Genomic DNA, 20,454 nt, shown 5'->3' on the forward strand with positions numbered 1-20,454 from the left:
TATGAGATAGGCTCCCATGAGTCGAATATAGCTTACGGCTATTTGAAAGTCAAATTCACCCTATTTTGGTGAAAAGCGCCTTTCCAGACCTCTGACGACCACACGGGAAAGAAACAAGGTCAAGACTAAATAAATAGCCGCTGTAGTTAAGTATGGCGGATAACGTTCAAAAGTATTCTTGGCTACGCTGAATGCAAAATAACCCAGTTCCTCTGTGGCAATGACCGCCAATAGCGACGAGTCTTTCAGCAAGGCAATAAACTCATTTCCCAGCGCCGGCAGCATCCGCAGAAACGCCTGCGGCAAAACAATCAGCCGCATCGCCAGGCTTGTCTTCATGCCCAGCGAACGCGCTGCTTCCATCTGGCCAGGATCAATCGACTGAATCCCCGCGCGGAAAATCTCGGCAATGTATGCCGCCGCATTCAACGACAAAGCCACAAATCCGGAAAACAGCGGGCCGGGAATCTCCGCATCGGGAAACACCGCATTCCAGATCGATGGAATAAAGGCAAAGTGAATCAACAAAATTTGCACAAACATCGGTGTTCCGCGGAATAATTCGACATAAACTGATGATGGCACTTTCCACAAGGGATTTTTCGACATTTTTCCCAAGCCGATAAACAGGCCAAGAATCGTTCCGCAAATTGTGGCGACGACTGTCAGCAAGATCGTGTTGAAAAGGCATCTGACCAATAAGTCTTCATATTTGGCAATAACTCCCCAATCCATACGAGTGCCTCCTTTCTTGGATATCGCGATCGAATGGAAAAGGGTACGCCGATCGACGTACCCGCCTTGCGATCAATCCGTCAATTATTCGCCGAAGTACTGTTTATGGATTTCTTGCAATTTTCCGTTTTCTTTAATCTTATTCAGGCCTTCGTTAATTTTTCCCAAAAGTTCGGCATTTCCCTTTTTGACCATTATTCCGTAATTTTCAGTTTCAAACGAATCATCTTTAATCAACTTGAACTTTTTGTCGGTCAATTTTTTTACATAATCTTGCAGCACGGCATTGTCCGCAACCACAGCGTCTACCCGTCCGTTGAACAGTTCGTCCACGGCTGAAGGCGTATCGTCATAACCTTTCAAACCATCGTATGTGTCACCAAACGCTTTTTTCACGACTTGCTCGCCGGTTGTCGCCGACTGAACCCCGATTCTTTTGCCTTGCAGATCGGCCAGTTTCTGCACAGTGGAATCTTCCGGCACCATGATCAGTTGTGTCGCTTCAAAATAAGGTTCGCTAAAATCATATTTCTGTTTGCGCTCGTCCGTAATTGTGATGGCTGAAATACCGATATCAACCGTACCCGTATCGATGCCGTTAAACAGCGGGTCCCATCCGGTATGTTTCAGTTCGACCTTAATCCCGGCCGCATCGGCCACCGCCTGGATCACATCCATGTCAAAGCCGGTAAGTTTGTCGCCCTCCATTTTCTCAAACGGCGGGTAAGCTGCATCAGTACCCACCTGATACACCTTATCTGCTGCCGCTGTTGTTGCCGTAGTTGCCGTCGAGGCCTGATTGCTTGCGGCTGTATCGGTCCCGCCAGCCGGTGCCGATTGCCCGCTGCCTGCTGAACCGCATCCTGCCAACAAGATACCAAGACCAACTGTCAATGTGAAAGCACCTAACCACTTTTTCCCCAGTTTCATCCAACTACCCCCTTAACAGTCTCTTTTCTCTACTTTCACGCATCCCCAAATCTTTTTCCCCATAAATATCCACAGAGAACAGACTGGAAATATGCGTTCTCCACAGAGTTATTCACATTATCCACAGGTTGTTCCCTGCTAATCCTGTGGAGAAATGTCGAACTGTGGATAAATCGGTCAACCTCCCCGCTTGCCCAGGCCAAACGCAATAGGAAGATTATTCCGATAATACTATTATTGAGTGAATATTCTCCTTAATCAAATAAAAATCCTTTCTAAAAAGAAAGGATTTTCCAAAAAAATATTATGGTTCACGCGTCACGATGATTATCTCTACCCGTCGGTTGAGCGCCCGATTCTCCTCATTGGAGTTATCCACCAACGGTTTTGAATCGCCCAACCCCGCCACAACAAATCGTGCGGCAGGCAATCCGTCATGATCGACCAGACGCCGCATTACGGCAAACGCCCGCGCTCCGGACAATTCCCAATTGGACGGATAAGAACTGTGCACAATCGGCTGATCATCCGTGTGACCTTCTATGCGAACCGGTTGTTCAAAGCGCTGCAGAACAGTGGCGATGGCATCGATCTGCTGGGCTCCCTCTTCCTTTAGCTCAGCGGAACCGCTGGAAAACGTAACGTTCTCCGCCAATCGGATGGAAATCCCCTCTTCCGTCTCTGTAAAAGGCACATTCATCGTCTTCAGCGCTTCCGCCAACTGTCCTTTTACCGTCTCCGATGCCAAGGGGGCGGTATCCTCCGTCTGCTGCTCTTGTGCAGCCGTCTGCGGCTGGCTGCCCATGGACACCAACGCATCGCGTTTCGCTTCCAACTGCGCCACTTCCCGCTGCAGCTGCAGCTTTTGCAGATCGAGGATTTCTTTGCTTGCGATGGCCGTTTTCATTGACTCCTGCTGGGCTGCCTCCGCCTTTTTCACATTTTCCATTTGGGCGCTCAAGCGCGAACTGTGCGCGGCGGCCACGATCACGATGATCACAAAAAGCAGAGTAAACAGGTCGCTGTAACTGATCAGCCAGCTCTTTTCCAGTTCTTTCTCGTCATACATCCGATCATCCTGCATAATTGGCCTGCCTTTCGATCGTTCCTTTGCGGCTGCCCGCTTCCTTGATCAATACCAGCTTTTGATCGCTTGGCAAAAATGAGTTGAGCTTCTCAAACAAAATGCGCGGCGTTTCCATCCGTTGCAGACCAATGCACCCTTCGATGAACAGCTTTTTTTCAAACATCTGCTGGTCATAAATATCCATCAACCGATAATAGCAAGGCAAGGCCAACAAATTGGCCAGCAAAGCGCCGTAGAGCGTAGCCACGACCGCTGAACTCAAATTTTGCCCCGTCAACGTAAAATCGGATAACGTCTTCAATACGCCGGTCATCCCCAGCAACGTGCCGACCAGACCCATTCCGGGCGCAAGCAAGCTGATCAACCGGAAGAACCCGCCCATCTGCTGATAGCGATACTGCTCTCCTTTCAGCTCGTTTTCCAGAATCAGCCGCAGTTCATCTTCCGGCACGCCCTCCAGAGCCAACAAACTGCCGCGGCGGACAAACGAGTCCGACTCTTTCTCCAATTCTTTTTCCAGCGTAAGAGCTCCCTGCTCTTTTTGCACCAAGGCATAATAATAGAAACGTTTGATTGTTTCTTCCAGATTCCCCTGATTTCCGTGGATCAACAGGCGGACCAACGCGCGCAGCTGGAGGTGTTTCCGTTTGATCGCATACGAAATAATGATCGCCAAGGCGACCAGCTCAATCGCTGCCAGATTGAACAGCTCTGCTATATTGCCATTTTGGTATACAGCGTGCACCACAATGATGATCACCGCTCCGATCAGGAGAAGCGATCTTCTCTTACTTGAAAGCATACGGTCACCTGCCTACTTTTGGATCAAAACAAAAAATTTGTCGAATTTGAATAGTAACATTATAGCAGAGAAAAGAGAGAAACGAGCAACGAATCTATTTAGTAGTAAAAGGAATTTCCAGCATTGTCGATAAAGGAAAGTAAACTCTCATCAAGCATAAAGGAGGTGAAACGAATGGATTTCTTCAGTGGCATGAGCATGCAAGTCACACAGCTGCAGCAAACTTTAAGCCTGAATATGCTCAAATCGGCCAATTCAATGCAAGCTGCGGAAGCAACCGTTATGCTGCAAAATTTTGCTGAAACGCAAGCCAGCATTCAGAACGCTGTCCAGGCGCCCCATCCGACTTCAGGAAACCTGATTGACATCAAAGCGTAAGGCAAGGAAAAGATCGCCCGACACCTGATTCAAGGAAGACAGGTGGTGAGGCGATCTGCGTTTTTTCTGCTCGCTGGTTATAATACGTTCACTGCAACTTCCCGAGAAAAATATTGCAGCAAATTGTACCCGTCCCACACGGGGGAAAAATCCAATGCTTGCCCGATTGGAACAATTCGGTCAACACTTCGTCTTGGAGCAGACCGGACAAATTGAACCAACTCTGTTTTCGCAAAACCGAATACAGTCAGCGTTTGGTCTTTCAGCGTTAACTGTTCAGCCAACTCCGACAGTGATCCGGCATGCAATTCCAGAAACAGCCCGGCCCCGCAATGCATCTCCCTCATTTCCGGCTCAAGCCGAGCGATTTGAACACGCGCAGGGAGTTCCGTTCCCGATACAGACGCCTGCAGTGCGGCTGGCAGAGTGGCGTAATGATAAGCAGCCGTCATCCGCTTGATCCCTACCGCCGGTATTTTCAGCGGACTGTTTTCCGGAATGATTTGTTGCAAGCCGCGCCAAAATTTATCCTTGGCCGCAACGATACGTTCTTCCTTGGCTCCGACCCAGCAAACCAGTTTGGGAGAGGAACAGGCCAATTGATCAAACCAAAAAGCGTCATTGTAAAAATTCCGGAGCAATTCCTGTAACGGTTTGTCTTCCAGTTCCAACACGGCTTCGGCAGACAGCGCGGCGCAGGAAAACCGATCCGCAAACACCATTTCGGTTGCCGCCGGAGGCAGCGGAATGGAACGAATTCGTTTGACAGTTTCGTCTCCGCCCCAAATGACTCGCATTTGGCACAACGAAGACAGATAGGCGGTAATCGCCTCATTATGGTCGTAGCTGACGATTACTGTACGGCTTTTGATCGCGGCATACTCGTCTTTCTCCAGCAATCGCTGCAAGAGCGACAGCAAAACTTCGATCTGCGGACCGCGATTTTGCGACAGTCGGACAATGTTGATATTGCCTACGAGCATGGAAAGAACCCAGGAATAAATGAAGATGGTATCGACATTGGAAGGAGCAAAATGCAGAACAACTCCCCTGGGCAGAAGAATCGTATCCGCTTTTTCCAAGCGTGCATACTGCTGCTGAATTTCCTTTAAATGGACAGGACGAAGCCAATGAGCCATTGCCATCAATTCCGGATAGAGCCGCATCGTTTTGTCACGCAAGATGGTTTTGGACAACTCATGTAAAAATTGCAAAATGGACTCATCAAACGGTTTCAGCAAAGACTGGCTTACTTTGTCCGCGAGCCGCTCTTTCCACGTCGGATCTTGTTGATTGAGTAATAGCAGCACGTTTGTCCCCCCTTCCTAATTTGCGTAAACATCGCTGCAGCCTCTCAGCTCAGCCGCGGGCAACCGCCCTTTTATCGAAAAGAAAGTTCCCTTTCGCCCGCAATTGCACGTATCTGTTCCAAACACCGTGCCTAAATCTTCGGTTAACAAGACGTTGCCGGGATAGCTTTTCGGCAAAACGCTGATCACTTCCACAAGACCTTCCCTGCCTGCCGGGAGAACCTCCAAACTGACCGGATCACGAATGATGACCTCGGAAAAGCTGGGCGCATGCATGTATCCTTGCTCACACTCCATGAAAATGGACCCGACTTGCTCGACCATGCCGTAGTAGTTATGCACAGAACGTATCCCCAATTGTTTACGAAGCAATTCGTTAAATTTGTAATTGTCCACCTGTTCATCGGCCAACTTTTTCCAGCCGCCCCCGTGGAACAAGATGCTGTCGCCGAAATCAAACGTTTTGTTTTGCGCCAAAACGGCTTGGTAAACATACTTCCAGATCACGAAGGTGAACCCGAACAACAATATCTTTTCCCCTTGATGCTTTGCCCTGAATTGTTCCAGTTCGTCCCATTTGATGTTGTAATCGTCATCCAACAGGTACAGATGATCGCGTCCGAAATTGGAAAAGCCGAGAATCCCCGCTCCTCTGGCATTAAACGAACTTCGCTTCGACAAAACCGATTTTGTATCGAGAATAATCATCGGCAACCGTTGCGAACCGATAAAGGAACTGACAATGGAAACGAGCGCCTTTGTTTGGTAAAGGGAGGTTTCCCGATCGAGATGAATCTTGGAAACTTGCTGGGAAGTTGTGCCGCTGGATGTCAGCACTTTGATAATCTGTTCACGCGGCCCCGTATAAAGATCAGCAAGTTTGAACAATTGGACAGGCAGCATTGGCAGCTCGTCCAGACGATTAAACTCTTCTTTATGCAACCCCAGCGTGTCGAGCAGTTTTTGGTATGGGCTGCTGTTGGCATAATGCCAGGCGATCGTTTGATTCAATTCTTTCAGCAAGTAATCGCGTTTCTTCTGTTGATCCAGATCATAGACATGGTTAAAAAATACGTCCATACGGTCACATCACCCTTTCTGCCATTTTGGGGTAATCAACCTTTCCTGCGGGTGTACGAATGATGGATGGAACAACCTGAACCTGGATACCTGATGCGTGCAATTGGAACATCTCGATCGCCGCTTGCTTCACTTGCTGACTGTACTGTTCGTCTTCCAAGACGATGACCAGTTTCTGATCATTGCCCACACAAACGACCTGTACGGGAACAGTCGATTCCAGCGCCCGCTCAACCTCGTCCAAATTGATTCGCAATCCAAACAGCTTGATAAATCGTTTCAGCCGGCCGGTAATATAAAAATAGCCATCGGCATCCTGTTTGGCCAAGTCGCCTGTGTGCAGCACACCATGCAATTCATCCGCCTTTTGCAGATCATCCCGATTGTTCGCGTATCCCATCATCACATTTGGACCGTGGTAGATCAATTCACCCGTCGCTTCATCAATGCTAAGCTTGCCTTGCGGGATGGCCATTCCGATCGAATCTTCCTTGCCGTCCAACTGTTCATATGGTACATAACTCATGCGTGCGGTCGCTTCCGTCTGGCCATACATCACAAAAAATCGCCATTGCTTTTCCCTTGCCAGTTGGTGAAAATGCTTGACCAAGCGGGTGTCCAATCTTCCCCCTGCTTGCGTCAGCGTGCGCAATGACGGCAAATCAAGATTTTGCAGCCGCAATCGTTCAAACAACTGATAAATAAAAGGAACGCCGGCGAGCGACGTCGCCTCATGCGCCCGGAAAAAGTCCCAGAATTGCTTGTTGGTAACACTATGATTCGTCAGCAATAGGGTTGCTCCCGCCTGCAAATGGCTGTTAATGACGGAAAGTCCGTACGAATATTGCATGGGCAGCGTGGTAATCGGTCTTTCAAGCGGTGTGAGCCCCAAATATTGAGCGATTGATTCGGCGTTCGCCTGAATATTGCGGTGAGAAAGACGCACCAATTTGGGACTGCCGGTCGTCCCCGAGGTGGACAGCAAGACCGCCAACTGTTCATGAATACCCGTTTTGCTCTGCTCTGAAGACAGCCGATTCCACATCGTATACCGTTCCGAAAGGTTGGCTCTTTCATATGTCGCGTCCAAACCGATTTCGTTCGGGGCAAATATCCAATCGGGCTTGTATTGCTCAAGCAAGACCTGCAGCAAATCAGGGTGAATGGAATCACTCAACAATGAAACCGCATGACCGGCTTGAAGACTGGCCAGATAGGCAACAATCGGTTCCCACTCATTTCTGCACAAAATAAAACCCAGCTTTTTCCCTTCAGAACTCGGCCATTGACGGGCAAATTGTTGAACGCAGGCAGCCAACTCGCCGTATGAAAAGCGGTTGCCCGACGTTTCGTCAATAAGCGCCGGCCGCCCCTGATCGTGCTGCAGCAGCCAAAAACTCATACGATCATCCCTCCGTCCACCCCGATCACCTGTCCGGTTACATAAGAGGACCAATCGCTGCTGAGAAATAAAACGACTTTGGCGACTTCTTCGGCCGTACCAACCCTGCCCATTTTGATCCCGTTCACTTTTTCCGCGTATTTTTGCGAGGAAAGCTGGTTGGTCAAATCCGTTTCAATAAAACCGGGCGCAACGGCGTTTACCCGAATATTCAACGGCGCCAGTTCTTTCGAAGCTGACCGCGTCGCCCCGACGACAGCCGCTTTGCTGGCGGCATAGACAACTTGTCCGGCGTTTCCGACTTGTCCCATAATCGAGCTGATATTAATAATCGAGCCGCTTTTTTTTCTCATCATCAAGCGGGCCGCATATTGCATATGAAAAATGGCGGCTTGCACATTCACGTTCATCGTGTTTTGGAATTGCGCTTGCGTAACCATCGGCAACAGCGCATCTTCCATGACCCCCGCATTGTTGACCAAAATGTCCAATTGCTTGTATTTGCCTTGAAAATGAACAAAGGCCTGCTTGATACCGGACAAATCGGCAACATCGTACCCCAACAAGAACGGCTCACGACCTGTTTTGGCGCGAATTTGCTCGGCAGTTTCCGCCAAATGCTCTTCGCTTCTGGCCGCGAGAACAAGTTCGGCGCCTTGTGCGGCAAGCTCAATCGCAATCGCTTTGCCAATTCCGCGCGATGCTCCCGTCACCCATGCGATTTTTCCTTCCAGCAGCATTACGCCTCTACCCCGTACTTCGCCAGAATCTCTTTTGCCTTTTTAAAACTGCTCAGATCAATGACATCCTCCGTCTCCATCATGATGCCAAACGCTTCGTCCAATGCGGCAATCAACGCAAGATGGCCAATAGAATCCCATTCGGGAATGCTGTTAAACTCCAAGTCATCCACTACTTTTTCCGCCGGAATATCCAACGCTGTCGCAAAAATATTTCTCAATTTCTCTTCCATGGTTCATTCTCCTTTACGTTCGCTAATCATTGCAAAAGGGTTACTCGTCCACGACTTCCAGCAAACCGTTATCCACCAAGCTGGTAATAAAAGGATGCAATGTACGCACAGGCACGCCGATCAGGTTGCTGATCTCGATCAAATCGTTGGAACCATCGGCATAAGCAATAAAGTTCATCATATCCCGAACCAATTTGCCAGATTCCTTTGTACTCAATGTCGGGTAAAGGCCGCGTTTGCCCAACTGCGGTTCTCCCAGACAAGTAACGCGATATTTCCGATTGGCTTCAAGCGCTTCAATGCATTCTTGAAGCAATTCAAAGCTGCCTTGCAATCCTGCCGGGGTGACAAGCTCCAGGTTATCCAGTGATGTATGATACTCGGGATATACCCCGTATTTTGTTCGCATCAGGCTGGCCACCGGCAAATCGACGCCCGGACTGCAGTATTGCCTTTCGTCACTTCCGCGGTCAAGGTATGTGTAGCGGACAAAGTCTGGATGCCTGAACTTCAATACATTCAATGCCACCTTGTCGGCCAGCGTATTTCCATAGCGGGTCGGCAAATAGGAAACGGCGCGTTCATCCCCGACACAGGTGATATTGAAACCGGCAATGATGTTTTGCTTCATCTGCGCGAGATTTCGGCTCAAATAGGTGATCGAACCGATCGTTTCCGGAATAAATACGATCCGATAGGTATACCGTCTCGGTTGACGAAGCAACCACTCGCTTAAATAAGTAGCGACGACCGGTCCGGACAGTTCGTTGTTGGCCATCGATGGATGACAAATATAGGTAGACAAAAAGATTTCTTTTTCAGACTCCCCGGGGATAATCAATTCGCCGTAGGTCAAACTGCCTTCTGTCAAGCTGCTGTCAATGACCACATGATACATTCCGTCTTTCAATTGCTCTCGCTGTTTTTCCGAGATGCAAAATCCCCAGCGCTCTTTATAATAAGAGGTAATATAAGGAATCGCTTCGGGCTGTTCCTTCAGCGAATACAGATGCTTCTGCAGTTCGGCCAGCGGCATCTTTTCATTGACGGGCACGGAATACCCCATCACATGCAGATTATTTTGCTGAAAATCAATCACTTTGCGGCCGTCTTCATCCAGCACATACGCATCGTTGATATTCCATTCCCGCGGAACTTCCCAATCGAACACCTTTGTTCCGGTCGGCACTTCGTAAATATTCAGAGGAATTATTTCTTTAATAATCGCGAGCGACTCACGCACCCCATTGCCGGTTATGCTTCTGCAAATGGGAAAAAGGCGCTGCATTAACTGATACATGGATTGACCTGGTTCATTTTGCATAAAAATAGACCTGCCTGTTCGTTAGTCTTGACTTTACGAAAGAGCGATGGAGTACAGATTTTTCGCCCCATTGTGGCGGATGTCGCTCTCGATCGCTTGATAGGCTCCCGCCAAATCAACCACCCGAAACTCAACCCCATTAAAAGATTGCACAGTGGAGATTCCCGTTTGATCGAGAATGTCGCCCATTCCGGCAATCGTTGTTCTGACACCTCTTTCAATGTCACGAACGAACATGGCGTAAGTTCGCAATTCGGAAACGCCATTTTCCTCCACATAAGGAGCGGTAAATTCTTTCATGTAGCGATAGTCAACAGCGGCTTGTTCTTCTACATAATGCACAAAGGTAAAGGAACGTTGAAAATCCAATCCGATAATAAGCATTTTACCGTGGTGATTATGTAAAAAGGCAAACGGAGAATCTTCGCCGAACGCACTTTTGTTTTGCATGGCGACCAATTCTGCCTGATGTTTTCCCCAGACCGCAAAAGAATAGATGGGGTGTCTGGTTCGTTTGAAATCCGGCCGTTTCAATGCCAGGTTGGATAACGCACCCACTTGCGACGGCGTTTGCCTGATGTCAAACGGTTGCCCCGAGCAAAACGACCAGTTATAAGCAGGAAACAGTACCGTACCTGCTGAACCGACTCTCTCCAGCAACTGGTCAATTAACAGATTGCCGTCAAACTTCTCTTGATGCCGGTACGCTTCGACTGCCAATCTGGTAATGTCAGAGCCGACAAGAACGATGTCTCCGCTTGAAATGGGCAGTTGATCCACAATCTCTTTGTAACTTACATAGCTCGTGTCCATGGCATTCCCCTCAGCCCAAAGCATTCTTCTATCCTATTTATATTATCGACCCAAGGTCGGGCGATGTTTAATTGCGAAATATTCCAGCAGGCAAAAGAGCGGCTGCCTTATTCGAAAACAGCCGTATATCTTTGATATTTGTCTGCCTTTTGCTGCCAATCTTCCTTGAGAAGTTCCAGCAAGTACACATGATGAAAGGTTCCGTATTTATAAATATGATCTTTATAATAACCGACTTCCCGATAGCCATGAAGCAGATGAATTTTCCGGATATTCTCGTTTCCTTCCATCACTTCTGCCGTTACTTTGTTCAAATCAAGCTGATTAAAGGCGTAGTTGTAGAGAAAAAGAGGGATAATTCCGCCATACACGCGATACTTTTCCTCGCCGATGTAAAAACCGGAGCTGGCCCGCTTGTTTACGGTGTCAATCTGATTCAAGGAGATGACGCCGATTGGTGTTTGCTGGACCGCGATTACCCAATACTTGTCCGAATCGGATTGGGAGACCCGCTCGTACCATTTTTTCTGTTTCTCCATGTCGTAAGCAACGTCGGTATACATGTAACGGGTCACATCTTCCTGCGTTCGCCACTTTAACACCTGTTCCAGATGTTTTTCAGCCAGTCTATTGAACGTAATCATCTGTCTTTCCCCTTTACTGACCGGCCTACTTTTCGTAGGCAGCCAATACTTTATCCACGGCTTGCAGCACATCTAGGATATCCTGTTCACTCATCGCCGGAAAAAGCGGAAGCGTGAGAATCCGTTCGTACAACTTCTCGGCAACCGGACAGTCTCCCCGCTGGTAACCCAGCTTTTGATAGTAAGGATGAAGGTGAACCGGAATGTAATGGACATTGACACCGATGTTTTCCGCCTGGAGAGCTCGGTAAATCTCGCTGCGGGTTGCGTTCAATTTGTCAAGCTCCAGTTGGATGACGTAGAGATGCCAGCTTGACTCCCGATCTTCTCTCTGCTGTGGAGCAACAACCAGACGATGTCCGGCAAAATGGTGATTATAGCGCGCCGCGATTTCGCGTCGGCGAGCAACAAACTCGGGCAATCTGCTCAATTGAGAGACACCGAGAACCGCTTGCATATCGGTCATGCGATAGTTGTAGCCGAGATCGAGCATTTCATAATACCACGGTCCTTCCGCTTCTTTCTCAAGCAAAGCTGCGGATCGGGTGATCCCATGGCTGCGGAACAGCAGCAACCGTTGGTAATATTCCTCGGAGTTGGTGACAATGATTCCCCCTTCTCCTGTCGTGATATGTTTCACCGGATGAAAGCTGAACATCGTCATGTCGGCAATGCTTCCGACCGGTTTGTTCCGGTAGGAAGCTCCCAGCGAGTGAGCTGCATCCTCGATGACCACCAAATTATGCTCCCTGGCAATTTGCATAATCTCGTCGAGATCGACAGGTTGTCCGGTAAAATCAACCGGAATAATCGCTTTCGTCTGTTTGGTAATTTTGGCGCGAATTTGCTCAGGGTCGATATTGTACTCATCTGCGAGAATATCTGCAAAAACAACCGTTCCGCCGCAATAACGAACACAATTGGCGCTGGCGGCAAACGTCATCGACGTGGTGATCACTTCATCACCTTCGCCAATTCCGGCCGCGTAGCAGGCTCCGTGCAGCGCCGCAGTCCCGTTGGAAAAGGCAACGGCGTACTTGGCTCCTGCTGTTTCAGCGATTTTCGATTCAAATTCGGCAATTTTGGGCCCTTGCGTCAAAAAAGGAGAACGCAAAGTTTCCATGACTGCCTGTATATCCGCTTCCGAAATCCACTGCCGTCCATACGAAAGCAGCGAATCCCGAACAGGGCTCCCCCCATGTATAGCAAGTGTCTCCCGCTTCATCTGCATATGGGCTTCCCCCTAGATCAAATTAGTAGACGCAATCCATTCTTCGGTTCGCCGGATGCCTTCTTCCAAGCTGATTTCCGGCTGCCAGCCCAGCAATCGTTTTGCCTTCTCGTAATTGCACAGCAGTTTTTGGATTTCCGATTGCGGATGAATATGTTCAACGTGCTGGATTCGCTCGGGATCTTGCATGATCAACATGGCCAGTTCGTTGATGCTGATATCTCGGCCAAGTCCCGCGTTGACGATTTGTCCATTGACGGCATCGGAATAACCGGCTTCGACCACGAATCGCGCGCAATCTTCCACATAAAGCAAGTCCCTGGTTTGTGTACCGTCCCCGTAGATCTGGACCGTTCCGCCGTCCAATTTCCGTTTTACGAAGATCGCCACAACGCCGCCTTCTCCGCCGGTCTTTTGGAAAGGACCATACGTGTTAAACGGACGAATCACGACGGTAGGCAAACCATAGGCAAAATAATAGGAGAGTACGAGATTTTCACCAGCAATCTTCGAGCCAGCGTAAGGCGAAGCTGGTTTGATCGGATGCAGTTCCGTAATGCCATTTTCGTCGGAGCAGCGATCGTATACCATGCAAGTGCTCATAAAGACGATCTTCACTTGATGTTTGCGGCATTGCTCCAAGACGTAAAAGGTTCCAACCGCATCGTTCTCGAATGTCGTCCGCGGATCGTCAATACTGTCCTGAACATTGATGCTCGCTCCGAGATGATAGCAAATGGCAAAGGAATGCTCCGCAAACAGCTTCTGCAGCTTCGCTTCGTCTTTGATATCCCCATGGATAAACTCGCGAAATCCGGGATGTTGGAAGAATTCCTCGATATTTTCACGTCGTCCGTTGGAGAGATCATCCAATACCCATACCTGATGTCCATCCTGCAATAAGCGCTTGACCACCCAACGTCCAATAAATCCTGCGCCTCCGGTTACCAGTACGTTCATTGTTGGTTTCATCCTTCCTTAATCTTCGAATAAGTTCCAATCTACGGGTGTTCCTTTGGGGATGTCGCGTCTTGCTTTTTTCCCCAAAACAAGATCGTAATATTTGGGCGGCAATCCTTTTCCCGGACGAATCGATCTGATATTTTGCTTCGTCAAAGCTTCTCCCGCCTTGATATCTTCAACGACGTACAAGGAGCGACGGTACGCAAGCGAATCTTTTTCCTTCTCGGTAGGGCCATACTTGACTTCGCCCAACGCTTGCCAAGCCCGTTTCGTTTCGGTTACCAAACTGGCAAATTCTTCAGGTTCCAGTGAAAAGGCCGAATCTACTCCGCCATCGGCTCTCCGCAGCGTAAAGTGTTTCTCGACCACGGTTCCGCCAAGCGCGATACTGGCCACTGCAACTCCGGTGCCCATCGTATGATCGGACAATCCGACCTCTACTCCAAACAACTCTCTCATATGCGGAATCGTCCGCAGGTTGGAGTTTTCCGGCGAAGCTGGATACGTGCTGGTACATTTGAGCAACACCAAATGCTCGCAGCCTTCTTCTCTTGCAGCCCGTACCGCCTCATCCAGTTCGGCCAGACTGGCCATCCCCGTCGAGATGATGATTGGTTTACCGGTTCTCGCCACTTTGCGAATTAAAGGCAAATCGATATTTTCAAAGGATGCGATTTTATACAAGGGGACATTTAAGCTTTCCAAAAAATCGACAGCAGTTTCGTCAAAAGGAGTGCTAAACCCGATCATCCCCAATTCCCGACATCTGTCGAAGATCGCCTGATGCCATTCCCACGGTGTATACGCTTCCTGATATAATTGATACAGCGATTTTCCTTTCCACAAGTTGTCTTCTTCTTTGATAAAGAACTCTCCTTGCGCATAATCAATCGTCATCGTATCCGCTGTATAGGTTTGAATTTTAAGCGCATGGGCGCCGGCTGCCGCCGCAGCCTCCACGATTTGCAGCGCTCTTTCCAACGAATGATTGTGGTTGCCGGACATTTCCGCAATAATGAACGGTTCTTGGTCACGTCCGATCTTTTTTGTTCCGACTGAAAATCCCGTACTGCCCATCACTTATTCCTCCCAGAGCATCTCTTCTGTAATCGCTGTCTCAACAGACTGCCGCAAAACCTCCGTTACCCGCTGAACGCCCAAGCCGTCCACCGCTGCAAAGCATTTCTGCGACATCTCATGCAATTGTTTCGGATCATGCAGAAATTGGCTTACTTTCCCGGCAATTTCCGCTGCCGAAACCTTGTCCGATTCGCCCAAATAATCAATAAGACCAAGTTCATGCAAATACATCGCAGTTTCTATCTGATTTTCCGCAACTGCCAAAACAATTGACGGTTTGCCCAAGCAAAGCCGCTCCCACGTATTGGTGCCGCCAGCGCCGACAATCAAACCGGCCTTTTGCATTAAGCAGGCCATTTCCTTTGTTTGCACGTGCGGGGTAAATTGCGGATACTGTTCACAAAATTGATAGAGCTCGTTAATATAAGGATAGCTGGCGCCAACCACTACGTCGACCGTAAACGGAATATTTTTAATGGTAATTAGTGCCTGCATTGTCTTCATCGTCTGATTGCCGGGATCGCTGCCGCCAAAAAACAGCAGCAGACGTGAAGGGTCAAGCTCCCCCGGCTGTACAGCGCTTCGCAACCGGGCAAATTCCGGCCGGAGTAAGACATAATCAGGGCCCAACAACAACCGGGCTCCAGCAGGAACCTTCCCTTCATAACGAGTGTCGAGATGGGCGGTCATGTTTTGATTCAGCAACAAGTCACAGGCATGAATGTTCTGTGCCAAATCATCGATGACAAACAGCAATTTCACCGATTTTTTCAGATACCGTTCCCACTCTGCAGCGATGGCATAATGGTCAACAAGCAGACAGTCTGCCGGTTCGGGCAAAGCTTCCAGCACCTCCGCTGTCTGCTGGGCATCAGTCTGCCAGTCAACCCCCAACCAACTAGCCGGATCGAAAGAGAGAGATTTTGCTTGCGACTCCTCCACTTTCGGCAAGAGATGCACCGCAAATTCCTCCTGGCGAATGTATTCCGTCAAGTTTCCCGGAAAGTCCCGGCAGATGAATGACACGGTCCATCCTTGGCGTTTCAATTCCTTGGCCAGTGTTAAGCATCTCATGACATGCCCGCTGCCGATAAAAGTCGAAGAGTCGGTTCGAATGACTGCCTGAGGAATTTCCTGCACCTTCCTTCACTGCCTCTTTAAAGAAGAAAACCCCCTTGGCGGGGAAGTTTTCATCATCTTTTTTCATCCACGATTAAGCCGATATTTTCATAAAAACTGGCGACCATGTCCATGATCTTTTTGGACGGAACTTCTCTGATCACTTCTCCCGTTCCGTCATTAATGACCTGGACGTAGTATTTATCCAGTTTTTCATGCTTGATAAATTTAAGATGAGTCTTTTTGATTTCCAGCCATTTGTTCAAGTTTTCAATTTCTTTGTCAACTTGCTCTTTGCTGTACGTTTTCTCTTGCTGTTTGGCTGGCTCCTCTTGTGCACTGCCTAACTGGCTTTGTTGGAGTAGATTGTTCGTTTCCTTGATGTCCGCTTTTGCTGTCTGGCTGTCCCCCCTTATCTCCACAAAGACCCCTCCTTCTCTTTTATTTTTTCTTGTCGATAAAAGAACCGTAAGGCATGACCCGCAGGTAGGAATGGTATTGTCTAGTAAGCGTTCGTTTCTGCTTGGAACCTTTGATTTTCTGAGAGAGCTCTTCCATTGCGTCGGAGATCATCTTTTCAATCGCAGTCTCCACTTCTTTCCACTGCTCAAACTTCGCTCGATATGGCTCTGTATCCGCCAGCTGGCCAAGCTGTTTCCCCAATTGAGCCAGCACGGTTTTCCGACCGTTGATCAGGGCTTGTACCCGTTCGGTAATTTCGACCCCATCGCCCGATTGTACCAGCTCATTGCGCAAGGCAACGGTCATCTCCTGCAGTTCATCAAAAAGCTCGTTTATCGTTGATGCCATCGCGAGCTCCTCCTGCTATTTCTGGCTTCTTGCAATGAGCATAGCCTGTTTCCAGACATCGCGAAATTCCTGCAGGAATCCTTCCACCTCATCGAGAATCGTTACGTCTTTCTTGACGTTGGCTTCAATCAGCCGACGTCTCATATAGTCATAAAGCAGCAGCATTTGTTCGGCAATCGGATATTGTCGATCCAACGTAATAATCAATTCGCTGATAATATCCTGAACCCGGGTATTGTAATCATGAGCTTTGTTGAAATTTTTCGCTTCAATGGCTTGCTTCGACCGTTTGGTAAATTTGATGGCCCCTTCATACAACATTAATGTCAGATCTTCCGGAGTTGCCGTCGTAAACTGATTTTGCTTATAGGCATTTTGAGCTGATGTCTGATACATTTTGTACCTCCATTAAGATCCTGTTGAGAAGAACGAACTCAAATATGAGGACTGCGAATTCAAATTGTTTAAAGAAGACTCCATGGAAGAATACTTCAGATAAAGCTGTTCTTCATATTCATCCAGCTTGTCTTCCAGATCTTCAATATCTCGCGTATACGTTTCAATTTGTTCCTGCAGCGTACTTCTCGTTGGCACAATTTGGATTTTCTCCGAAATCGCTTTGGTAAACTCATTTACCGCGCTGAAAAGGCGCGTCCCAACTCCCGCTTCGTAAGGATTGGTCAGCTTGCCATTGGCATCAGTAGTTCCGGACTTGGTAAATAGGTTGGACACCTGGTCCGGATTTTCCAACAGCGCTTGACGCAGCTTGTCCTCATCCACATACAGTTTGCCGTTTTCCAAATAAGCCAGATCGTTCGAACCGTCTGATTGTTTTGTCGTGATTCCGATATCAGCCAAGGAGTCATACTGAGAAGAGGAGAGGCCCGATACCGAATCGGACAAGTATCTTCTCATCTGATCAAGACTGGTTGTAATCACGCTGTCGTTATGTAAGAGGCCTTGTTTTGCCTTTTCCTCCCACTTGTCGATCGCATCCTGCTCCATATCTTCCTTCTGTTCATCGGTCAATGGCGGATAATCGTTGTTTTTCTTCTCATCTACAATGGTGTTCAAACTGGAAATCAATTCATTATACTTGTCGATAACGCCCTTAACCGTCTCCACTACGGTGTCGACGTCATTGTTGACAGAGCCGGAAATGGTATATTCGCTGTCTGTGCCGTTGGCATCGGGGTCTTGCAACAAAGTAAAACTGATATTGCCGACAGTGAACGAGTTTGACGCAACATGCGTATCGCCATTGCCGTTGAAGTCGATGATCGCATCCTGACCAGTGACCGGGGCCAAACTCGTTGTACCAGTGGAAGCCAATCCCAATTTGTTCAAAAAGTCGTCATCACCGGTAACATCCAAACCTACCTTGGCAGCTTCTCCCGTGCTGGTGCTAACCAGCGTAAACTTGTCGAGCAATTTGTCATAGCTTGCTTTTACGCCGGTTTTGGTTGATTGCGCGTTAATCTTGGAAACAATCTGGCTAATGTTATCGCCATTGGAGATCGCGACATCGACAGCGCCCACCTGTCCGGTGACTTTCAGCGTCACGTCAGAGGTAGCTACCGCTCTTGTCATATTATCGGACAAACCCAACCGCTGACTGCTGCTGACCGTTGCATTTTTGGCGATTTGTTTTACTTTTAACGTAAAGTTTCCGGTTGAAGCATCAGTCGCTGGTGTGACCAAAACCTTTTCAGAGTCGGACGCGCTCAAACTTGCCTTTTTCGTAAGGAACGACGCTTGCAAGGTTAATTTCCGCGCTTCACTCAAAAAACTGTTTATTTTTGTATTGACCTCTTGATATGCTTCTCTTTTCCAGGTTAGCGTCTGTAACTTTTGTTTTTTCGAATCGAGAGGAACGCGTTTTGCTTTTACCTGTTCGCTTACCAAACTGTCAATATCCAAACCCGAAGCCAAACCGGTGATCCGTATCGTCATTTTATCCCCTCCGTTTCAATCTTCTACTTATCTTATCGGTTGAATATTTGCTTTCATTTACTTTTTTGTTCGATATGTGCGTTGATTTTTACATATTCAGGATGAGCCTCCATCAACGCGAGCGCTTCCTGCCAGCCAAAAATTCCCCCCGATTGGTACAAGTGCCGGTAGATGACCTGAATCAACTGCCAATCTTCAGCGGTATCGAGCGTCCAGCGGTAGTTCGAGTGATCTTGCTCATTCACTACTCCCCCGCAGACAAAGCGTTGCCGATTTTCGTACAAAAAAGGAGTGACATGCTCCCGTTCATGCGCTTGCTTTGCTTCCTGAAACGCTTGCGCAAGCGCCGCAAACGAGAAAACTTCGGTATCCAATCCACGCGGAAATCTTCTGTCCAGCGTGTTGCTTGCATAGTCAATGCCTGGCGTATCCAGAAACTTTCGCAAAACAGCGCCGGACACATGCGGATCGAGCAAAGGACAATCCGATGTGACTCGCATGACGACATCCGCTTTCAATTGTGCCGCCGCTTCATAATAACGGGACAGCACATCTTGTTCACTGCCGCGGTAAACAGGCACATCCAACCGTTTGGCTTCCTCAGCAATGACGGCATCGTCCGGTTTGACCGTTGTCGCCACAGCCACCTCATCGATACCAGGAATGGCTTTCGCCCGTTGGACAACGTGAGCAAGGACGGTTTGATCGATCAATTCCTTCATGACTTTTCCCGGCAAACGGGTGGAGCCCATTCGAGCCTGTATGATTACGACGCTGCGCATGCTGTTTCCCCCTCTAAATCAACGCTTCTTCCAAAATCCATTGGCGTAACGTTTCCGCATCAATCGGCTGTTCGTTGTGGGAGCTTACCTCCTGAGTCGCCATTTTCCGGGCATTCGGATATAAATGCAGCGGAGGATACTCATGAAAAGAGCTTGGGATGATAAACATTTCCGGAAGTTCCAACGCGATCAATTTTTCCTCTTCCGTCATCAATTCCTCATACCGCTTTTCGCCCGGGCGCAAACCAACTTCCGTAACCTGCACCGGATCGTTGATCTGGTATTTATGCTGAACCTCTTCAATGACCACGCGCACCAAATCGCTCAACAAGATGGTCGGCATTTTCAGAACAAACACTTCTCCTCCGCGGGACAGCTCGTTTGCTTTTAACATCAGCTTCATTGCTTGCGTTGCCGTCATCATGTACCGGGTCATTTGCAAGTCTGTGACGGTAACCATGCGTCTCTCCAAAATTTGCTTGCAAAACAGCGGAATAACCGAGCCGCGCGATCCCATCACATTGCCGAAGCGTACGGAAGCGAAAGTCGTCTGTTTCGGACCTTTTTGGTATTCCGCTGCCGAGATTAACCGCTCGGCCATCAATTTCGACGCTCCGTAGGTGTTGGTCGGCGCGATCGCCTTGTCGGTGGAGGTAAACAATACTTTTTTTACGCCCATCTGGATCGCGGCCTGAATCATATTTTGCGTCCCGATAATATTGGTTTGCACGGCTTCAAACGGATTATATTCACAAAACGGAACATGTTTCATTGCCGCCAGATGAAACACATAATCGATATCTTCCATCGCTCGTTGCAGACGTTGGGCGTCACGCACATCGCCGATCAGAAAACGCAGTTTCTCCTTCTGCTCGCTAAACCGCTGCTGCATTTCAAACTGTTTGTGCTCATCACGGCTCATGATCCGTATCACTTTCGGATTTTGGCTGAGCAAAAAGCGGGTTAAGTATTGCCCCAGAGTGCCTGTCCCGCCGATGATTAAAATTTTCTTGCCTTCGTAGTTCATTGATCTCAACT

At 48.5% G+C, this 20,454-nt stretch carries 23 protein-coding genes; 1 reads left to right on the plus strand and 22 read right to left on the minus strand.

The genetic code is table 11. From position 1 onward, the window contains the following. Positions 1-60: 60 nt before the first annotated feature. From JOD01_RS15310 to JOD01_RS15325, 4 genes are all read right to left on the minus strand, one after another. Positions 61-735, minus strand: a complete 675-nt coding sequence (locus JOD01_RS15310; RefSeq protein ID WP_204519186.1) for an amino acid ABC transporter permease — start codon at positions 733-735, stop codon at positions 61-63. Between the two features lie 84 nt (positions 736-819). Then, positions 820-1,665, minus strand: coding sequence for a basic amino acid ABC transporter substrate-binding protein (locus JOD01_RS15315; RefSeq protein WP_204519187.1), 846 nt, complete (start codon positions 1,663-1,665; stop codon positions 820-822). Between the two features lie 304 nt (positions 1,666-1,969). Next, entirely contained in the window at positions 1,970-2,749 is a 780-nt protein-coding gene (locus JOD01_RS15320) for an OmpA/MotB family protein (protein WP_204519188.1), read from the minus strand. Then, a complete protein-coding gene (locus tag JOD01_RS15325; protein ID WP_204519189.1) occupies positions 2,739-3,554 on the minus strand; it encodes a motility protein A in 816 nt (271 codons plus the stop codon). The genes JOD01_RS15320 and JOD01_RS15325 overlap by 11 nt, the downstream gene beginning before the upstream one ends. Positions 3,555-3,728: 174 nt before the next feature. On the opposite strand from JOD01_RS15325, the gene JOD01_RS15330 reads away from it, so the two are divergent. Then, on the plus strand, positions 3,729-3,932 hold the full coding sequence (locus JOD01_RS15330) for a polyribonucleotide nucleotidyltransferase (protein ID WP_204519190.1): 204 nt from the start codon (positions 3,729-3,731) through the stop codon (positions 3,930-3,932). A gap of 77 nt (positions 3,933-4,009) precedes the next feature. On the opposite strand, the gene JOD01_RS15335 is transcribed toward JOD01_RS15330, so the two are convergent. The 18 genes from JOD01_RS15335 to JOD01_RS15420 form a co-directional block, all read right to left on the minus strand. After that, positions 4,010-5,242 carry an acyl-CoA reductase gene (locus JOD01_RS15335; RefSeq protein WP_204519191.1) on the minus strand — a complete coding sequence of 411 codons (1,233 nt, stop codon included), beginning with the start codon at positions 5,240-5,242 and terminating at the stop codon, positions 4,010-4,012. Between the two features lie 15 nt (positions 5,243-5,257). Then, entirely contained in the window at positions 5,258-6,322 is a 1,065-nt protein-coding gene (locus tag JOD01_RS15340) for a LuxE/PaaK family acyltransferase (protein WP_204519192.1), read from the minus strand. 4 nt (positions 6,323-6,326) lie between these two features. Further along, on the minus strand, positions 6,327-7,724 hold the full coding sequence (locus JOD01_RS15345) for an AMP-binding protein (protein ID WP_204519193.1): 1,398 nt from the start codon (positions 7,722-7,724) through the stop codon (positions 6,327-6,329). After that, on the minus strand, positions 7,721-8,464 hold the full coding sequence (locus JOD01_RS15350; protein WP_239565486.1) for an SDR family NAD(P)-dependent oxidoreductase: 744 nt from the start codon (positions 8,462-8,464) through the stop codon (positions 7,721-7,723). Before JOD01_RS15350 ends, JOD01_RS15345 begins: the two co-directional genes overlap by 4 nt. Next, the gene (locus JOD01_RS15355; RefSeq protein WP_204519194.1) at positions 8,464-8,697 is read right to left on the minus strand and encodes an acyl carrier protein; all 234 of its coding nucleotides are present in this window, start codon (positions 8,695-8,697) and stop codon (positions 8,464-8,466) included. Before JOD01_RS15355 ends, JOD01_RS15350 begins: the two co-directional genes overlap by 1 nt. Before the next feature lie 40 nt (positions 8,698-8,737). Next, on the minus strand, positions 8,738-10,021 hold the full coding sequence (locus JOD01_RS15360) for a DUF4910 domain-containing protein (RefSeq protein ID WP_204519195.1): 1,284 nt from the start codon (positions 10,019-10,021) through the stop codon (positions 8,738-8,740). A 33-nt stretch (positions 10,022-10,054) separates the two neighbouring features. Beyond that, the gene (locus JOD01_RS15365; protein WP_204519196.1) at positions 10,055-10,834 is read right to left on the minus strand and encodes an AAC(3) family N-acetyltransferase; all 780 of its coding nucleotides are present in this window, start codon (positions 10,832-10,834) and stop codon (positions 10,055-10,057) included. Positions 10,835-10,941: 107 nt separating this feature from the next. After that, positions 10,942-11,478 carry a UDP-4-amino-4,6-dideoxy-N-acetyl-beta-L-altrosamine N-acetyltransferase gene (gene pseH, locus JOD01_RS15370; RefSeq protein WP_204519197.1) on the minus strand — a complete coding sequence of 179 codons (537 nt, stop codon included), beginning with the start codon at positions 11,476-11,478 and terminating at the stop codon, positions 10,942-10,944. Positions 11,479-11,503: 25 nt separating this feature from the next. Next, a complete protein-coding gene (pseC, locus tag JOD01_RS15375; RefSeq protein ID WP_204519198.1) occupies positions 11,504-12,709 on the minus strand; it encodes a UDP-4-amino-4,6-dideoxy-N-acetyl-beta-L-altrosamine transaminase in 1,206 nt (401 codons plus the stop codon). A gap of 12 nt (positions 12,710-12,721) precedes the next feature. Beyond that, positions 12,722-13,669 carry a dTDP-glucose 4,6-dehydratase gene (locus JOD01_RS15380; RefSeq protein ID WP_204519199.1) on the minus strand — a complete coding sequence of 316 codons (948 nt, stop codon included), beginning with the start codon at positions 13,667-13,669 and terminating at the stop codon, positions 12,722-12,724. An 18-nt stretch (positions 13,670-13,687) separates the two neighbouring features. Beyond that, entirely contained in the window at positions 13,688-14,749 is a 1,062-nt protein-coding gene (gene pseI / locus JOD01_RS15385; RefSeq protein ID WP_204519200.1) for a pseudaminic acid synthase, read from the minus strand. Positions 14,750-14,752: 3 nt separating this feature from the next. Further along, positions 14,753-15,892, minus strand: coding sequence for a UDP-2,4-diacetamido-2,4,6-trideoxy-beta-L-altropyranose hydrolase (gene pseG, locus JOD01_RS15390; protein WP_204519201.1), 1,140 nt, complete (start codon positions 15,890-15,892; stop codon positions 14,753-14,755). A 53-nt stretch (positions 15,893-15,945) separates the two neighbouring features. Next, complete coding sequence (locus JOD01_RS15395; protein ID WP_338028572.1) at positions 15,946-16,293, minus strand: flagellar protein FlaG; 348 nt, start codon at positions 16,291-16,293, stop codon at positions 15,946-15,948. 19 nt (positions 16,294-16,312) lie between these two features. Further along, positions 16,313-16,681 (minus strand): flagellar protein FliT, encoded by a 369-nt coding sequence (gene fliT, locus JOD01_RS15400; protein ID WP_204519202.1) that lies wholly within the window; start codon positions 16,679-16,681, stop codon positions 16,313-16,315. A gap of 15 nt (positions 16,682-16,696) precedes the next feature. Then, positions 16,697-17,077 carry a flagellar export chaperone FliS gene (gene fliS, locus JOD01_RS15405; protein ID WP_204519203.1) on the minus strand — a complete coding sequence of 127 codons (381 nt, stop codon included), beginning with the start codon at positions 17,075-17,077 and terminating at the stop codon, positions 16,697-16,699. 12 nt (positions 17,078-17,089) lie between these two features. Then, entirely contained in the window at positions 17,090-18,634 is a 1,545-nt protein-coding gene (gene fliD, locus JOD01_RS15410; protein WP_204519204.1) for a flagellar filament capping protein FliD, read from the minus strand. Between the two features lie 53 nt (positions 18,635-18,687). After that, positions 18,688-19,416: a cytidylyltransferase domain-containing protein gene (locus JOD01_RS15415; RefSeq protein ID WP_204519205.1), complete on the minus strand. Its 729-nt coding sequence runs from the start codon at positions 19,414-19,416 to the stop codon at positions 18,688-18,690. Between the two features lie 13 nt (positions 19,417-19,429). Then, positions 19,430-20,443 (minus strand): SDR family NAD(P)-dependent oxidoreductase, encoded by a 1,014-nt coding sequence (locus JOD01_RS15420; protein WP_204519206.1) that lies wholly within the window; start codon positions 20,441-20,443, stop codon positions 19,430-19,432. Between the last annotated feature and the right edge of the window lie 11 nt (positions 20,444-20,454).

Origin of the sequence: Brevibacillus fulvus (assembly GCF_016908525.1) — a bacterium.
Classification (GTDB): Bacteria; Bacillota; Bacilli; order Brevibacillales; family Brevibacillaceae; genus Brevibacillus_G; species Brevibacillus_G fulvus.

Bases quoted from the DNA above. Each gene is read 5' to 3' on its own strand.
- pseH (WP_204519197.1), bottom strand. From the start codon at position 11,478: ATGATTACGTTCAATAGACTGGCTGAAAAACATCTGGAACAGGTGTTA.
- JOD01_RS15320 (WP_204519188.1), bottom strand. From the start codon at position 2,749: ATGCAGGATGATCGGATGTATGACGAGAAAGAACTGGAAAAGAGCTGG.
- JOD01_RS15310 (WP_204519186.1), bottom strand. From the start codon at position 735: ATGGATTGGGGAGTTATTGCCAAATATGAAGACTTATTGGTCAGATGC.
- JOD01_RS15340 (WP_204519192.1), bottom strand. From the start codon at position 6,322: ATGGACGTATTTTTTAACCATGTCTATGATCTGGATCAACAGAAGAAA.
- JOD01_RS15325 (WP_204519189.1), bottom strand. From the start codon at position 3,554: ATGCTTTCAAGTAAGAGAAGATCGCTTCTCCTGATCGGAGCGGTGATC.
- JOD01_RS15350 (WP_239565486.1), bottom strand. From the start codon at position 8,464: ATGCTGCTGGAAGGAAAAATCGCATGGGTGACGGGAGCATCGCGCGGA.
- JOD01_RS15365 (WP_204519196.1), bottom strand. From the start codon at position 10,834: ATGGACACGAGCTATGTAAGTTACAAAGAGATTGTGGATCAACTGCCC.
- pseC (WP_204519198.1), bottom strand. From the start codon at position 12,709: ATGCAGATGAAGCGGGAGACACTTGCTATACATGGGGGGAGCCCTGTT.
- JOD01_RS15330 (WP_204519190.1), top strand. From the start codon at position 3,729: ATGGATTTCTTCAGTGGCATGAGCATGCAAGTCACACAGCTGCAGCAA.
- pseI (WP_204519200.1), bottom strand. From the start codon at position 14,749: ATGGGCAGTACGGGATTTTCAGTCGGAACAAAAAAGATCGGACGTGAC.
- JOD01_RS15415 (WP_204519205.1), bottom strand. From the start codon at position 19,416: ATGCGCAGCGTCGTAATCATACAGGCTCGAATGGGCTCCACCCGTTTG.
- JOD01_RS15360 (WP_204519195.1), bottom strand. From the start codon at position 10,021: ATGCAAAATGAACCAGGTCAATCCATGTATCAGTTAATGCAGCGCCTT.
- JOD01_RS15420 (WP_204519206.1), bottom strand. From the start codon at position 20,443: ATGAACTACGAAGGCAAGAAAATTTTAATCATCGGCGGGACAGGCACT.
- JOD01_RS15345 (WP_204519193.1), bottom strand. From the start codon at position 7,724: ATGAGTTTTTGGCTGCTGCAGCACGATCAGGGGCGGCCGGCGCTTATT.
- JOD01_RS15355 (WP_204519194.1), bottom strand. From the start codon at position 8,697: ATGGAAGAGAAATTGAGAAATATTTTTGCGACAGCGTTGGATATTCCG.
- fliS (WP_204519203.1), bottom strand. From the start codon at position 17,077: ATGTATCAGACATCAGCTCAAAATGCCTATAAGCAAAATCAGTTTACG.
- JOD01_RS15315 (WP_204519187.1), bottom strand. From the start codon at position 1,665: ATGAAACTGGGGAAAAAGTGGTTAGGTGCTTTCACATTGACAGTTGGT.
- fliD (WP_204519204.1), bottom strand. From the start codon at position 18,634: ATGACGATACGGATCACCGGTTTGGCTTCGGGTTTGGATATTGACAGT.
- JOD01_RS15380 (WP_204519199.1), bottom strand. From the start codon at position 13,669: ATGAACGTACTGGTAACCGGAGGCGCAGGATTTATTGGACGTTGGGTG.
- fliT (WP_204519202.1), bottom strand. From the start codon at position 16,681: ATGGCATCAACGATAAACGAGCTTTTTGATGAACTGCAGGAGATGACC.